Here is a 15,433-nt window from a genome sequence, read left to right on the forward strand (position 1 = left end):
GCAGCGACAGGCGTGCAATGCCAGGCCCACGGCCTGGCAGTCGACCGCTTGTCTCTAAGCTTCCAGCTCGCGGCTTGAAGCTTGTAACGTGAAGCTGCCCGGAGGGCTCCCCATGAGCTATGTGATCGACCGACGCCTCAATGGCAAGAACAAGAGCACGGTAAACCGTCAACGTTTCCTGCGGCGTTACCGTGATCACATCAAAAAGGCCGTTGAAGAGGCCGTCAGCCGCCGCTCCATCACCGACATGGAGCATGGCGAACAAATCAGCATTCCCGGACGCGACATCGACGAACCGGTGCTGCACCACGGCCGGGGCGGCAAGCAGACGGTGGTGCATCCGGGCAACAAGGAATTCACCACCGGCGAACATATCCAGCGCCCCCAAGGCGGTGGCGGCGGCAAGGGCCCCGGCAAGGCGGGTAACTCCGGCGAAGGCATGGATGAGTTCGTGTTCCAGATCACCCAGGAAGAATTCCTCGAATTCATGTTCGAAGACCTGGAACTGCCCAACCTGGTCAAGCGCAACCTGACCGGCACCGACACGTTCAAGACCGTGCGCGCCGGGATCAGCAATGAAGGCAACCCTTCGCGAATCAACATTATCCGCACCCTGCGTTCGGCTCATGCCCGGCGTATCGCCCTGTCCGGCAGCAGCCGCGCCAAACTGAGAGAGGCCAAAGAAGAGTTGGAGCGCATGAAGCGCGAAGAGCCTGACAACTTCGGCGATATACAGGCAATCGAGGCAGAAATCGAGAAGCTCAGCGCGCGCATCCACCGCGTGCCGTTCCTCGACACCTTCGACTTGAAATACAACTTGCTGGTCAAACAACCCAACCCAAGCTCCAAGGCGGTGATGTTCTGCCTGATGGACGTGTCTGGCTCCATGACCCAGGCCACCAAAGACATCGCCAAGCGCTTTTTCATCCTGCTGTACCTGTTCCTCAAGCGAAACTACGACAAGATCGATGTGGTCTTCATCCGCCACCACACCAGCGCCCGGGAAGTCGACGAAGAAGAGTTCTTCTACTCGCGGGAAACCGGCGGCACCATCGTCTCCAGCGCGTTGAAACTGATGCAGGAAATCATGGCCGAGCGCTACCCGGCCAACGATTGGAATATCTACGCAGCGCAGGCCTCCGACGGCGACAACTGGAACGACGACTCGCCGATCTGCCGCGATATCTTGATCAACCAGATCATGCCATTCGTGCAGTACTACACTTATGTCGAGATCACCCCTCGTGAGCACCAGGCGCTGTGGTTCGAATACGAGCGCATCGGCGAAGCCTTCGCCGATACATTCGCCCAGCAGCAATTGGTCTCGGCCGGCGATATCTACCCGGTCTTCCGTGAACTCTTCCAGCGCAGGTTAGTGACATGACCGCCAAAGAGCAGAAGCGCCAACCCATTTCCACCGGGTCCGAGTGGACCTTTGAACTGATCCAGGCCTACGACCGGGAAATCAGCCGTATCGCGGCCGGTTATGCCCTGGACACCTACCCCAACCAGATCGAAGTGATCACCGCCGAACAGATGATGGACGCCTACGCCTCGGTCGGCATGCCCCTGGGCTACCACCATTGGTCCTACGGCAAACACTTCCTCAGCACTGAAAAATCGTACAGCCGCGGCCAGATGGGCCTGGCCTACGAGATCGTCATCAACTCCGACCCGTGCATCGCCTACCTGATGGAAGAAAACACCATCTGCATGCAGGCACTGGTGGTGGCTCATGCCTGCTACGGGCATAACAGCTTCTTTAAGGGCAACTACCTGTTTCGCACGTGGACCGACGCCAGTTCCATCATCGATTATCTGGTGTTTGCCAAGCAGTACATCATGCAGTGCGAGGAGCGCCACGGCATCGATGCGGTGGAAGACTTACTCGACTCCTGCCATGCCCTGATGAACTACGGCGTCGATCGCTACAAACGCCCTTACCCGATTTCTGCTGAAGAAGAACGCCTGCGCCAGAAGGAGCGTGAAGAACACCTGCAGAAGCAGATCAATGACCTATGGCGCACCATTCCCAAACGCGCCGGCAAAAACAACGACAAGGACAATGCACGCTTCCCCGCCGAACCTCAGGAAAACATCCTGTATTTCCTGGAAAAGCACGCGCCCCTGCTAGAGCCGTGGCAACGGGAAATCGTGCGCATCGTGCGTAAGATCGCCCAGTACTTTTACCCACAGCGCCAGACCCAAGTGATGAACGAAGGCTGGGCGACGTTCTGGCACTACACCCTGATCAACGATCTGTACGACGAAGGCCTGGTCACCGACGGTTTCATGATGGAGTTCCTCACTTCCCACACCAGCGTGGTGTTGCAACCCGGCTTCGACAGCCCGTATTACAGCGGCATCAACCCCTATGCGCTGGGTTTTGCCATGTACCGCGACATCCGGCGCATGTGCGAACACCCCACCGAAGAAGACCGCCATTGGTTCCCGGAAATCGCCGGCACCGACTGGCTATCAACCATCAAGTTCGCCATGAGCAGCTTCAAGGATGAGAGTTTCATCCTGCAATACCTGTCGCCCAAGGTGATTCGCGACCTCAAGCTGTTCAGCATCCTTGATGACGACCTCAAGGACGACCTCACGGTGCCGGCCATCCACGACGAACCCGGCTACCGCACCATCCGCGAAACCCTGGCGGCGCAATACAACCTGGGTAACCGCGAGCCCAACGTGCAGATCTACAGCATCGATGTGCGCGGCGACCGCTCGCTGACCCTGCGTCACCAGCAGCACGACCGCAAACCCCTGGGCGAGTCCACCGAGGAAGTGCTCAAGCACCTGCATCGGCTATGGGGGTTCGATATCCACCTGGAAACCCTGCAGGGCGATCAGGTGATGAAAACCCACCACGTACCACCGCGCAGCGATCACAACGACAACGACTACGGCCGCCTGGACCTGGCCGCAGTTCATCTCTGAAACGGCAAAGCCTCCATTGGCCGGACACAGGCGTTATCCTGTGCGGCTAATGGAGGCTTTTTCATGAAAATCTACACAGTCGGCGGCGCGGTGCGTGATCGCCTTCTCGGCATCAAGGTCACCGATATTGACCGCGTCGTCGTCGGCGCAACGACCGAGGAAATGCTCGCCAAGGGCTACAAGCCGGTGGGCGCGGACTTTCCGGTATTCCTCGACCCGAAAAACGGCGACGAGTACGCCCTCGCCCGTACCGAGCGCAAGAGTGGCCGGGGCTATGGCGGCTTTGTGTTTCACGCCAGCCCCGAAGTCACGCTGGAAGAAGACCTGATCCGCCGCGACCTGACCATCAACGCCATGGCAGAGGACGACGACGGCAGGCTGACCGACCCCTATCACGGCCAGCGCGACCTTGAAGCACGCATTTTACGCCACGTTTCCCCGGCATTCGCCGAAGATCCCCTACGTGTATTGCGGGTTGCGCGCTTTGCTGCGCGCTACGCCCACCTGGGTTTTACGGTAGCCCCGCAAACCCTGGACCTGATGCGTCAACTCAGCGAATCCGGTGAACTCCAAGCCTTGACGCCAGAGCGCAGCTGGAAAGAAATTTCCCGCGCCCTGATGGAAGATCAACCCCAGGTGTTCATCCAGGTGCTGCGCGATTGCGCCGCTCTGAAAACCTTGATGCCGGAAGTCGACGCACTGTTTGGCGTGCCGCAGCCCGCAGCCCATCATCCCGAGATCGACACCGGTGTTCACACCTTGAGCGTGCTCCGGCAGGCCGCCGTGCATCATCAGCCCCTGACGGTGCGCTGGGCCTGCCTGCTCCATGACGTCGGCAAAGGCCTGACGCCTGTGGATAAGTTGCCGCAGCATATTGCCCACGAGCAGCGCGGCTTGAAGCTGATCAAAGCGATCAATGAACGCTTCAAGGCACCCAAGGACTGCCAGGAACTGGCGCTACTGGTGGGCCAATACCACACCCATGGTCATCGCGCGCTGGAGTTGAAAGCCTCGACATTGCTGGAGTTGCTGCAGAGTTTTGACGTTTACCGCCGGCCGCAGCGTTTTGAAGAGTTTGTGGTCGCCTGCGAAATGGACGCCCGTGGCCGCACAGGCTTCGAGCAACGCAGTTATCCACAGGCAGATTATTTACGCGGCGCCGCAAAGGCCGCGCGCGAGGTCGCGGTGGCGCCGTTGCTGGAAAAGGGCTTTAAAGGCCCCGAGTTGGGCGAGGCCCTGAAGCGCGAACGGCTCAAGACATTGAAAGCCTACAAGGACCAACACGCCCTATAGGAGCGTGCTCGGCGTCAGTTGCTGGCCCTGCCATTCGAATCCGACGGGCGCCAGCACCTGATCGATCTGCGCATCCCGCCACAGCTCAGCCAGCGTCTTGCCCACCTCAGGGTGTACACGATCCGGCGCCATCATCGACAGCGGCCACAGCACGAAGGCGTTTTTCAGGATTTCTGCACGCGGCAGGATCAGGCCATCGAAGTTGCCCACCAGGTCACCGTACAACAGCACATCGATATCCAGCGGCAGGCCTTTGCGATCCGGCGCATAACGGCCATTGTCGGCCTCAATGGATTTCAACCGGCGATCCAGCTCCATCAACGACAGGTCGGTAAAAGCCGACACCACCAGGTTGAAGAACGGCCCGCTCTTGATGCCCACCGGCTGGCTCTCGAACACCGCCGAGCAGCGCACGTCGATCAAGAAGCTCGCCAGCGCATCCAGGCCCGCACGCAGATGGGGCTCGCGCTCGATATTGCTGCCAAGACCAAGGTAAACCTGAGTTAGCGACATCCGCGCTCGATCTCCACGCCCACGCCCTTGGCGGCCGGCACGGCCCCCGGCTTGGTCAATTTGAGGTGCAGCCAGGGAATCTGGAATTCGCTCATCAGCACTTCGGCCAGACGCTCGGCAAAGGTTTCCACCAACTGGTATTGCGACTGCTCGGCAAAGGCCTGGATGCGCGCGGACACACTGGCGTAATCCAGCGCCAGAGTGAGGTCGTCACCCGCGGCGGCCGGGCGGTTGTCCCAGGCGAAACTCAGGTCCAGGCGCAGGCATTGCTTGATGCCGCGCTCCCAGTCGTAGGCCCCGATCACGGTGTCGACTTCCAGGCCTTCGATAAACACTCTGTCCAAGCTCTTCTCCGCAGCACGACAAGGGCGCGATGCCCCGTTAGAATCAGGGCGTCCTCGCCCGGAATAGTTAGCATGTTTTGGTCACTGGCGATTCTCGCCTACCTGCTCGGCTCGCTGTCCTTCGCCATTTTGCTCAGCCGCCTGACGGGAAATCCCGACCCGCGAATGAGTGGCTCAGGCAATGCCGGCGCCACCAACATGTTGCGCCTGGCCGGCAAGAAGCTCGCCGTCCTGACGCTGCTGGGCGACGCCTGCAAGGGCCTGCTGCCCGTACTGATCGCCAGCCTCGCCGGCCTTACCCTGCAACAGCAAGCCTGGATTGGCGTGTGCGCCGTCCTCGGCCATCTGTTTCCGTTGTACTTTCGTTTTCGCGGCGGCAAGGGTGTCGCCACGGCTGCCGGCATGCTGCTGGGGATTTACCCTCCGGCGGCGCTGCTGGCGGTGCTCGCCTGGCTGCTGACGTTCTACCTGACCCGCACCAGCTCGCTGGCCGCGCTGATCGCCACGCCGCTCACCCTGCCGTTGCTGGCCTGGCAGGAACCGGCGGCGCTGTTGCCGATGAGCGTGCTGACCCTGCTGATCGTCTGGCGCCATCGCGGCAATTTACGCGACCTATTTGCCGGGCGCGAACGGCATTTTTAAATCCGGCTGATGAATCCCGCTCACCTTGAGCACTCACAACGGCGACAACTGCTCCATCGGCCAGCGTGCCTGCACGCTGATCGCCAGGCTTTCGTGCTGTCCGGCCTGCAGGCGCTGGCAGCCGGCATAAGCGATCATCGCGCCGTTGTCGGTGCAGAACTCAGGGCGCGCGTAGAACACATCGCCCTTCATGTCGCCGAGCATTTTCTCCAGGGACGCGCGCAAAGCCTTGTTGGCGCTGACGCCGCCTGCGATCACCAGGCGCTGCATACCCGCCTGTTTCAGGGCGCGCTTGCACTTGATGGTCAAAGTCTCCACCACGGCCTGCTGGAACGCCAGCGCGATGTCGCAACGGGCTTGCTCACTGTCGTCCCCGGCGCTGACGCTGTGCTGCCAGGTGTTCAAGGCGGAGGTTTTCAAGCCGCTGAAGCTGAACATCAGGCCCGGGCGATCACACATCGGCCGCGGAAAGGTGAAGCGGCCGGCGACACCCTTTTCAGCCAGGCGCGCGATTTCCGGACCGCCGGGATAATTGAGGCCCATCATCTTCGCGGTCTTGTCGAATGCTTCGCCGGCGGCGTCGTCCAGGGACTCGCCCAGCAGCGTGTATTGACCGATCCCATCGACCTGAACCAGCTGCGTATGCCCCCCCGAAACCAACAAAGCGACGAACGGGAACTGTGGCGGTGTTTTTTCCAGCATCGGCGCCAGCAGATGGCCTTCCATATGGTGTACGCCGAGGGCCGGAATGTCCCAGGCAAATGCCAGCGCCTGGGCGCAAGAAGCCCCAACCAGCAGGGCTCCGACCAATCCGGGGCCGGCGGTGTAGGCGATCGCATCGATCTCGGTCGGCACGCAGCCGGCCTCGTCGAGCACCTGGCGAATCAACGGCAGCATGCGCTTGACGTGATCACGGCTGGCAAGCTCCGGCACCACGCCGCCATAGGCACGGTGCAGGTCGATCTGACTGAACAGTGCATCGGCCAAAAGCCCGCGTTCACTGTCGTAAAGTGCGACACCGGTTTCGTCGCAGGAGGTTTCAAGTCCCAGTACTAGCATGGGTTTGCGCCTTGTAGAGGCTGAATTCGAAGGCGCGCATAATAGTCGCCACACCCCCTCCCGACTAGCGGTTTTCGATCAGAGGCTTTGCATTCCTGGCAATGAGGGGTTAACATCCGCAACCCTTAAAAACCGACGACCTCAGCCGCGAATTTTTTGCGACGAGAACGTTGATTCCCGGTAATGAAAGAAGGTAGCTCTGGATGCCAGCCGTCAAAGTAAAAGAGAACGAACCCTTCGACGTAGCTCTGCGTCGTTTCAAGCGCTCCTGCGAAAAAGCCGGTGTTCTGGCTGAAGTTCGTAGCCGCGAATTTTACGAGAAGCCAACTTCTGAGCGTAAGCGTAAAGCAGCAGCCGCTGTTAAGCGTCACGCCAAGAAAGTTCAGCGCGAGCAGCGCCGCGCCGTTCGTCTGTACTAATACACAGACGTTCGTAGCAAGCTTCTGCCAAGCCCGGCCCTCAGCCGGGCTGTTGGCATTTGCGGATATCGCTTGATGCTTCATCGTCGACGCCGCACACGCGACCGAGACACAGCTTCACACGTCAGGACTGGCTCTTCTGCCAGCGGTGCGCGTCTCTTCTGACGAGTCTAACAAGGCTACTGACGAGCACACTTAATTTCTTCAAGCAGACGATCGACTGTGTCGGCTGTGCCCATCGATGCGCTTCCGAGGCCCGCCATTGGCCTGAACCGGACGCCGGGGCGACATTTCTTCGCCGAACAGACTGAATAGAAATTAACGTCAGTGAATGTTCGGCAGATACACTTCCTGACAGCCCAAGCAGACGATTGATGGTCGAGCCATACGATACGTGCGCTTGAGCACTTCACGGGCCCTCATTCCCACGCAGTGATGACGAGAACGCCATGGCCGGGCTAATTCCCCAGAGCTTTATTGACGACCTTCTGAACCGCACCGACATCGTCGATGTGGTCAGCTCGCGCCTGCAAATGAAGAAGGCGGGCAAGAACTACACCGCCTGCTGCCCGTTTCACAAGGAAAAGACCCCGTCGTTCAGCGTCAGCCCCGACAAGCAGTTCTACTACTGCTTCGGCTGCGGCGCGGGCGGCAACGCCCTCGGCTTTATCATGGACCACGACAACCTGGACTTCCCCCAGGCCGTCGAGGAACTGGCCAAAGCCGCCGGCATGGAAATTCCCCGCGAAGAAAGTGGCCGCCCGCACAAACCGCGACAACCCACCGATTCGCCGCTGTACCCACTACTGACCGCCGCCGCCGACTTTTATCGCCAGGCGCTCAAGAGCCATCCGCAGCGCAAGGCCGCCGTCGACTACCTCAAGGGTCGCGGCCTCACCGGCGAAATCGCCCGCGACTTCGGCCTGGGCTTCGCCCCGCCGGGCTGGGACAACCTGTACAAACACCTGAGCAGCGACACGCTCCAGCAAAAAGCCATGATCGACGCCGGCCTGCTGGTGGAAAACGCCGAGACCGGCAAACGCTACGACCGCTTCCGCGACCGCGTGATGTTCCCGATCCGCGAAAGCCGCGGCCGGATCATCGCCTTCGGTGGCCGGGTACTCGGGGACGACAAGCCCAAGTACCTCAACTCGCCGGAAACCCCAGTGTTTCACAAGGGCCAGGAACTCTACGGCCTGTTCGAAGCGCGCAAGAACAACCGCAACCTCGACGAGATCATCGTGGTTGAAGGCTATATGGACGTGATCGCCCTCGCCCAGCAAGGCCTGCGCAATGCCGTGGCGACCCTGGGCACCGCCACCAGCGAAGAACACTTGAAGCGCCTGTTCCGTGTAGTGCCCAGCGTGCTGTTCTGTTTCGACGGCGACCAGGCCGGCCGCAACGCCGCCTGGCGCGCCCTCGAAGCCACGCTGCCGTGCCTGCAGGATGGACGCCGCGCACGCTTTTTGTTCCTGCCCGAAGGCGAAGACCCGGACACCCTGGTCCGCTCCGAAGGCACCGACGCCTTCCGCGCGCGCATCAATCAACACGCGCAACCGCTGGCGGACTATTTCTTCCAGCAACTGACCGAAGAAGCCGACCCGCGCTCCCTCGAAGGCAAGGCGCACATGGCCACCCTCGCAGCGCCGCTGATCGACAAAGTGCCGGGCGCCAACCTGCGCATCCTGATGCGCCAGCGCCTGCTGGAAATCACCGGACTGAGCGGCGAAGCGGTCAGCCAACTGGTCCACAGCGCGCCGCAAGATGCACCGCCCGCCTACGACCCAGGCATGGATTACGACGCTATGCCGGACTATTCCGACTTCCACCAACCGCAGGAGGCCTACACGCCCCAGCAGGAGTGGACACCGAAAAAGCCCGGCGCCGGCGGCAAGAAATGGGACAAGAAACCCTGGAGCAAAAACGGCAAGCGTGGTGATCGCGACGAGGCCTACGCCCCGCGCACGCCGGTGGCCGTAGAAGCACCTACGCTGATTGCCCTGCGCACGCTCATCCACCACCCGCAATTGGCGGGCAAGGTGGAGAGTGCCGAGCACTTTGCCAACGAGAGCAACACCTATGCCCAGGTCCTGATCGCACTGATCGAGGCCGTGCAGAAAAATCCTAAGCTAAACTCCATCCAACTGATGGCCCGCTGGCATGGCACCGAACAAGGTCGTTTGTTGAAAGCCCTCGCGGAAAAGGAGTGGCTAATTGACGGCGATAACCTTGAACAACAGTTTTTAGACACCATTACTAGGTTATCTGCGGGTCAGCACACGCAGACCCTCGATGAACTCATCAAGAGAGCGAGGCAGCCGGGATTATCGGCTGAAGAGCAAATTCAGATAGCAAAACAGATGCGCGACCTCTTAAAACAGAATGTTTCCGCATCAAACCCGACCTTAACTGGCGCGTGAGGTCGTAGCTCGGGTATAATCCTCGGCTTGTTTTTTGCCCGCCAAGACCTTCAGTGGATAGGGTGTTATGTCCGGAAAAGCGCAACAGCAGTCTCGTATCAAAGAGTTGATCACCCTGGGTCGTGAGCAGAAGTATCTGACTTACGCAGAGGTCAACGACCACCTGCCTGAGGATATTTCAGATCCAGAGCAGGTGGAAGACATCATCCGCATGATTAATGACATGGGGATCCCCGTACACGAGAGTGCTCCGGATGCGGACGCCCTTATGTTGGCCGACTCCGATACCGACGAGGCAGCAGCTGAAGAAGCCGCTGCCGCGTTGGCCGCGGTGGAGACCGACATCGGTCGCACGACTGACCCTGTGCGCATGTATATGCGTGAAATGGGTACCGTCGAGTTGCTGACACGCGAAGGCGAAATTGAAATCGCCAAGCGTATTGAAGAGGGTATCCGTGAAGTGATGGGCGCAATCGCGCACTTCCCTGGCACGGTAGACCACATTCTCTCCGAGTACACTCGCGTCACCACCGAAGGTGGCCGCCTGTCCGACGTCCTGAGCGGTTATATCGACCCGGACGACGGCATTGCGCCACCTGCTGCCGAAGTGCCGCCGCCTGTCGACCCGAAAGCCGTGAAAGCGGACGACGATGCCGAAGAGGACGACGCTGAAGCCAGCACCGATGACGAAGATGAAGTCGAAAGCGGTCCAGACCCGATCGTCGCTGCCCAGCGTTTCGGCGCGGTTTCCGATCAAATGGAAATCACCCGCAAGGCTCTGAAAAAGCACGGTCGCTCCAACAAGCTGACGATTGCCGAGCTGGTGGCGCTGGCTGAGCTGTTCATGCCGATCAAGCTGGTGCCGAAGCAATTCGAAGGCCTGGTTGAACGCGTTCGCAGTGCCCTTGAGCGTCTGCGCGCACAAGAGCGGGCGATCATGCAGCTCTGCGTTCGTGATGCGCGCATGCCGCGTACCGACTTCCTGCGCCAGTTCCCGGGCAACGAAGTTGACGAAAGCTGGACCGACGCACTGGCCAAGGGCAAGGCGAAATACGCTGAAGCCATTGGTCGCCTGCAGCCCGATATCATCCGCTGCCAGCACAAGTTGACCGCACTTCAGACCGAAACCGGTCTGACGATTGCCGAGATCAAGGACATCAACCGTCGCATGTCGATCGGTGAGGCCAAGGCCCGCCGCGCGAAGAAAGAGATGGTTGAAGCGAACTTGCGTCTGGTGATCTCCATCGCCAAGAAGTACACCAACCGTGGCCTGCAATTCCTCGATCTGATCCAGGAAGGCAACATCGGCTTGATGAAGGCTGTGGATAAGTTCGAATACCGTCGCGGCTACAAGTTCTCGACCTATGCCACCTGGTGGATTCGTCAGGCGATCACTCGCTCGATCGCCGACCAGGCCCGCACCATCCGTATTCCGGTGCACATGATCGAGACCATCAACAAGCTCAACCGTATTTCCCGGCAGATGTTGCAGGAAATGGGTCGCGAACCGACCCCGGAAGAGCTGGGCGAACGCATGGAAATGCCTGAGGATAAAATCCGCAAGGTATTGAAGATCGCTAAAGAGCCGATCTCCATGGAAACCCCGATCGGTGATGACGAAGACTCCCACCTGGGTGACTTCATCGAAGACTCGACAATGCAGTCGCCAATCGATGTCGCCACCGTTGAGAGCCTTAAAGAAGCGACTCGCGACGTACTGTCCGGCCTCACTGCCCGTGAAGCCAAGGTACTGCGCATGCGTTTTGGCATCGACATGAATACCGACCACACCCTTGAGGAAGTCGGTAAACAGTTTGACGTGACCCGCGAGCGGATTCGTCAGATCGAAGCCAAGGCGCTGCGCAAGTTGCGCCACCCGACGCGAAGCGAGCATCTGCGCTCCTTCCTCGACGAGTGATCCCAAAACCCCCGGCCCAGGCCGGGGGTTTTGCTTTCTACCGATTACTTTCTATAGATTCACCGCCGCGCAACTCCCCACCCCCGCAATGCCCGTCTACACTCGAAACATTCCCCGTGCCATAACGAGACCGTTATGCCCAGATTGCCGACTGTGCTGTTGCTGTCGCTGCTGACCTGGACCGCAACGGCTGGCGCCTTGACTCTCACGGAGGATGAGCGGGGCTGGTTGGCGGACCATCAGGAGCTGCGCCTGGGGGTGGATGCCTCCTGGCCACCCTTCGAATACCGCGACGAGAATGGCCGCTACCAAGGCTTGGCGGCGGATTACGTGCGCCTGGTCCAGGACCGCCTGGGCGTCAGGATCAAGCTGATCGAGCCGATAAACTGGAGCGCTGTACTCGAGCAGGCCCGCAACAACCAGCTCGACCTGCTGCCGGGCATCATGTCCACCCCCGAGCGCCAGGCCTATATGGCGTTCACGCGGCCATACCTGGATTTCCCCATCGTCATCCTCGCCCATGAAGGCGGTGCGCAACCGCGCAACCTGAAGGACCTCTACGGGCTCAAGATTGCCGTGGTGGAAAACTACGCGCCCCATGAATTGCTGCGCACCCACCACCCCGACCTCAACCTGGTGGCCATGCCGAATGTGAGCTCGACCCTGCAAGCGCTGGCCACTGATGAAGTGGACGCGGTGGTCGGCGACCTGGCCTCGATCGTGTGGAGCCTGCGCCAGCTCAAGCTCGATGGCTTGTACGTCAGCGGTGAAACGCCCTACCGCTACCAACTCGCAATGGGCGTGCCTCGTGACAACAAAATGCTGGTGGGGATTTTGGACAAGGTCCTTGCCGACCTCAGCCCGGAAGAAACGCAAGCGATCCAGCAACACTGGGGCGGCAGCCTCACCGATCACCACACGTTCTGGACGGATCTGCTGACGTATGGCCTGCCCACGATACTGCTGCTGAGCACCGTATTGGTCATCGTGATTAGGATCAATCGTCGGCTCAGTTCAGAAATTTCCCGGCGTGTCGCCCTCGAGCAGGAATTGCGCAGCAGCGAATATCACTATCGCGGCCTGGTGGAAAGCTTGTCCGCCATTGCCTGGGAGGCCAGCATTGCCGATTTCACCTACAGCTACGTGTCGCCGCATGCCGAAGAATTACTCGGCTACCCTAGCGCCCATTGGCTGATTCCAGGCTTCTGGCGCAACATCATTCACCCCGCCGACCTGACGCGCACAGAAGCCTATTGCTACCGCGAAACCCGCGCTAACCGCGATCACAGCGTCGATTACCGAGTGATCACCGCCGACGGCCGGTGCCTGTGGGTACGCGACATTGTCAGCCTGATCGAACACGGCCATGAACCGGTGCTGCGCGGTTTGATGATCGATATCAGCGAAGCCAAGCGCACGGAAGAGGCGTTGCAGTTATCCGAGCAAAAGTTTGCCTCGGTGTTCCAGCAGTGCCCCGACATCCTGGTGATCGCACGGATGTCCGATGGCTGCCTGCTGGAGGTCAACAAAGCGTTTGAGGATCAAGTAGGCCTGAAGGCCGAGGACGTGATCGGTAAAACCGCTACTACGCTGAATATCTGGGGTATCCCGGGCATCGGCCTGGAGCTGTTGAAACGGGTGCAGTCCACCAGCATTCGCAACCTGGAAATGCCCTTCCTGCGCAGCAACGGCCAAGCCTTTACCGGGCTGATTTCCGCCGAGCCATTCCAGCTCGACACGACCGAAGCCTTGGTAGTGGTGGTGCGCGACATCACCGAGCTCAAGGAAACCCAGCAACAGTTGCAAACGTCTGAAGAAAAATTCGCCAAGGCCTTCCACGCCTCGCCCGACGGTTTGCTGCTGAGCCGTCAGAGCGACGGTCTGCTGATTGAGGTCAACGAGGGGTTCAGCCGCATTACCGGCTTCCCCGCCGCAACCTCCCTTGACCAGTCGACCTTGGACCTGGGCATCTGGGTAGACCTCAACGAACGCAAACACATGCTGGAGCTGCTGCAACGCGACGGGTCTGTCCGCGATTTCATCTGCCATATCCGCCGCAGCGACGGGCAGATTCGGCTCTGCGAGGTGTCCAGCAGCCCGCTGCCCATCGGCAATGACGATTGCATGCTGACCATCGCCCGGGACATCACCGAACGCCAACAGATGCAGGAAAAACTGCAACAGGCCGCCACCGTCTTCGAAAGCACCGCCGAAGGCGTGTTGATCACCGACACCCGACAAAACATCAGCGCCGTTAACCGCGCCTTCAGCGAAATCACCGGCTACAGCGAAGCCGAGGCCCTCGGCCACACCCCGCGCCTGCTCGCCTCCGGCCTGCATGACAGCGCGTTCTATGCCGCGATGTGGCACCAGTTGACCACCTATGGGCATTGGCAAGGCGAGATCGCCAACCGCCGCAAGAACGGCGAGGTCTACCCCAGTTGGCTGACCATCAGCGCCGTGCGCAACCGCGACCAGGCGATCACGCACTTCGTCGCGGTGTTTGCCGACATCTCCAGCCTGAAACACGCCCAAGCGCGCCTCGACTACCAGGCCCATCACGACCCGCTGACCGGACTGCCCAACCGAACGCTGTTTGAAAATCGGCTACAGGCCGCGCTCACCAATCAACAGGAGAGCGGCCACCAGGGCGCCGTGCTGTTCCTCGACCTGGACCGCTTCAAACACATCAACGACAGCCTCGGCCACCCGATTGGCGATCTGCTGCTCCAGAACATCGCCGTGCGCCTCAAGGAGCAACTGCGCGACATCGACACCGTCGCCCGCCTGGGCGGCGACGAATTCATCATCCTCCTGCCCGGCCTGCAGCAAGCCAGCGACGCCCAGTACCTGGCCAATAAACTGCTGGCCTGCTTCACCCCGCCATTCCAGGCGGGCGAACACGAGTTTTTTATCAGCGCCAGCATCGGTACCAGCCTGTACCCCCAGGACGGCACGGACGTCGCCACCCTGGTCAAAAACGCCGACGCCGCGATGTACCGTTCCAAAGCCAAGGGTCGCAACCGCGTGGAAGGCTACACCCGCGACCTGACCGCCCAGGCCAAAGAACGCGTGGCGCTGGAGCACGAACTGCGCCGGGCGATCGAGCGCGATGAGCTGAGCCTGTATTACCAGCCCAAACTGAGCCTGGAGACCCAACAACTGATCGGCGCCGAAGCCCTGATCCGCTGGCGCCACCCGACCTTCGGCGACGTGTCGCCCGAACACTTCATCGCCCTGGCCGAAGAGAACGGCATGATCCTGCAAATCGGCGATTGGGTCCTGGAACAGGCCTGCCAACAAATGCACGCCTGGCAAACCGCCTTCGAGCGCTTCGGCCCGCTGTCAGTCAACCTCGCCGGCGCACAACTGCGCCAGCCCAACCTGCTGTCACGCATCGAACAGTTACTGCGCGATTACCGTCTCGAACCGGGCTGCCTGCAACTGGAGATCACCGAAAACTTCATCATGAGCCAGGCCGAAGAAGCGCTGGACGTGCTGCACCAGCTCAAACACCTTGGCGTACAACTGGCGATCGATGATTTCGGCACCGGCTATTCATCCCTCAGCTACCTCAAGCGCCTGCCACTGGACTTCCTGAAAATCGACCAATCCTTCATCCGTGGCCTGCCCGACGACCCCCACGACGTGGCGATCGTGCGCGCCATCATTGCCCTGGGCCACAGCATGCAATTCACCATCATTGCCGAAGGCGTGGAGACCCCCGCACAACAAACCTTCCTCGCCGCCGAAGGCTGCGAACAGATGCAAGGCTACATCGTCAGCCTGCCCCTGCCACCGGAGCTTTTTGCCGCGACGTTTCTTCGTATGAAGGTTCAGGATTTTTCGGATAGCACAGTGGAGAAACCATCGCTATAATCC

At 60.3% G+C, this 15,433-nt stretch carries 11 protein-coding genes; 8 read left to right on the forward strand and 3 right to left on the reverse strand.

All coding sequences use genetic code 11. The features are described from left to right. Positions 1 to 112: 112 nt before the first annotated feature. From L9Z73_RS01565 to L9Z73_RS01575, 3 genes are all read left to right on the forward strand, one after another. The gene (locus L9Z73_RS01565; RefSeq protein WP_247395848.1) at positions 113 to 1,384 is read left to right on the forward strand and encodes a YeaH/YhbH family protein; all 1,272 of its coding nucleotides are present in this window, start codon (positions 113 to 115) and stop codon (positions 1,382 to 1,384) included. After that, positions 1,381 to 2,943, forward strand: coding sequence for a SpoVR family protein (locus tag L9Z73_RS01570; RefSeq protein ID WP_247395849.1), 1,563 nt, complete (start codon positions 1,381 to 1,383; stop codon positions 2,941 to 2,943). Before L9Z73_RS01565 ends, L9Z73_RS01570 begins: the two co-directional genes overlap by 4 nt. 63 nt (positions 2,944 to 3,006) lie before the next feature. Next, entirely contained in the window at positions 3,007 to 4,236 is a 1,230-nt protein-coding gene (locus tag L9Z73_RS01575) for a multifunctional CCA addition/repair protein (RefSeq protein WP_247395850.1), read from the forward strand. Here L9Z73_RS01575 and folK read toward each other — a convergent pair. After that, a complete protein-coding gene (gene folK, locus L9Z73_RS01580; RefSeq protein WP_247395851.1) occupies positions 4,231 to 4,749 on the reverse strand; it encodes a 2-amino-4-hydroxy-6-hydroxymethyldihydropteridine diphosphokinase in 519 nt (172 codons plus the stop codon). The genes L9Z73_RS01575 and folK overlap by 6 nt on opposite strands. After that, on the reverse strand, positions 4,740 to 5,093 hold the full coding sequence (folB, locus tag L9Z73_RS01585; RefSeq protein WP_026140135.1) for a dihydroneopterin aldolase: 354 nt from the start codon (positions 5,091 to 5,093) through the stop codon (positions 4,740 to 4,742). The genes folK and folB overlap by 10 nt, the downstream gene beginning before the upstream one ends. A gap of 72 nt (positions 5,094 to 5,165) precedes the next feature. On the opposite strand from folB, the gene plsY reads away from it, so the two are divergent. Continuing rightward, the gene (gene plsY / locus L9Z73_RS01590) at positions 5,166 to 5,735 is read left to right on the forward strand and encodes a glycerol-3-phosphate 1-O-acyltransferase PlsY (RefSeq protein ID WP_247395852.1); all 570 of its coding nucleotides are present in this window, start codon (positions 5,166 to 5,168) and stop codon (positions 5,733 to 5,735) included. 33 nt (positions 5,736 to 5,768) lie between these two features. On the opposite strand, the gene tsaD is transcribed toward plsY, so the two are convergent. Continuing rightward, positions 5,769 to 6,794, reverse strand: coding sequence for a tRNA (adenosine(37)-N6)-threonylcarbamoyltransferase complex transferase subunit TsaD (gene tsaD, locus L9Z73_RS01595; RefSeq protein WP_247395853.1), 1,026 nt, complete (start codon positions 6,792 to 6,794; stop codon positions 5,769 to 5,771). Between the two features lie 203 nt (positions 6,795 to 6,997). On the opposite strand from tsaD, the gene rpsU reads away from it, so the two are divergent. From rpsU to L9Z73_RS01615, 4 genes are all read left to right on the forward strand, one after another. Further along, positions 6,998 to 7,213, forward strand: a complete 216-nt coding sequence (gene rpsU / locus L9Z73_RS01600) for a 30S ribosomal protein S21 (protein WP_002551877.1) — start codon at positions 6,998 to 7,000, stop codon at positions 7,211 to 7,213. Positions 7,214 to 7,662: 449 nt separating this feature from the next. Further along, the gene (gene dnaG / locus L9Z73_RS01605; RefSeq protein WP_247395854.1) at positions 7,663 to 9,633 is read left to right on the forward strand and encodes a DNA primase; all 1,971 of its coding nucleotides are present in this window, start codon (positions 7,663 to 7,665) and stop codon (positions 9,631 to 9,633) included. Between the two features lie 67 nt (positions 9,634 to 9,700). Then, a complete protein-coding gene (rpoD, locus tag L9Z73_RS01610; protein ID WP_247395855.1) occupies positions 9,701 to 11,551 on the forward strand; it encodes an RNA polymerase sigma factor RpoD in 1,851 nt (616 codons plus the stop codon). A gap of 135 nt (positions 11,552 to 11,686) precedes the next feature. Continuing rightward, complete coding sequence (locus L9Z73_RS01615) at positions 11,687 to 15,430, forward strand: bifunctional diguanylate cyclase/phosphodiesterase (RefSeq protein ID WP_247395857.1); 3,744 nt, start codon at positions 11,687 to 11,689, stop codon at positions 15,428 to 15,430. Positions 15,431 to 15,433: the final 3 nt, after the last annotated feature.

Origin of the sequence: Pseudomonas emilianonis (assembly GCF_023072625.1) — a bacterium.
Lineage (GTDB): Bacteria > Pseudomonadota > Gammaproteobacteria > Pseudomonadales > Pseudomonadaceae > Aquipseudomonas > Aquipseudomonas paraveronii.

What these genes read in the sequence shown, in the direction of transcription:
- L9Z73_RS01565 (WP_247395848.1), top strand. Translation starts at nt 113, where the DNA reads ATGAGCTATGTGATCGACCGACGCCTCAATGGCAAGAACAAGAGCACG.
- L9Z73_RS01570 (WP_247395849.1), top strand. Translation starts at nt 1,381, where the DNA reads ATGACCGCCAAAGAGCAGAAGCGCCAACCCATTTCCACCGGGTCCGAG.
- L9Z73_RS01575 (WP_247395850.1), top strand. Translation starts at nt 3,007, where the DNA reads ATGAAAATCTACACAGTCGGCGGCGCGGTGCGTGATCGCCTTCTCGGC.
- folK (WP_247395851.1), bottom strand. Translation starts at nt 4,749, where the DNA reads ATGTCGCTAACTCAGGTTTACCTTGGTCTTGGCAGCAATATCGAGCGC.
- plsY (WP_247395852.1), top strand. Translation starts at nt 5,166, where the DNA reads ATGTTTTGGTCACTGGCGATTCTCGCCTACCTGCTCGGCTCGCTGTCC.
- tsaD (WP_247395853.1), bottom strand. Translation starts at nt 6,794, where the DNA reads ATGCTAGTACTGGGACTTGAAACCTCCTGCGACGAAACCGGTGTCGCA.
- rpsU (WP_002551877.1), top strand. Translation starts at nt 6,998, where the DNA reads ATGCCAGCCGTCAAAGTAAAAGAGAACGAACCCTTCGACGTAGCTCTG.
- dnaG (WP_247395854.1), top strand. Translation starts at nt 7,663, where the DNA reads ATGGCCGGGCTAATTCCCCAGAGCTTTATTGACGACCTTCTGAACCGC.
- rpoD (WP_247395855.1), top strand. Translation starts at nt 9,701, where the DNA reads ATGTCCGGAAAAGCGCAACAGCAGTCTCGTATCAAAGAGTTGATCACC.
- L9Z73_RS01615 (WP_247395857.1), top strand. Translation starts at nt 11,687, where the DNA reads ATGCCCAGATTGCCGACTGTGCTGTTGCTGTCGCTGCTGACCTGGACC.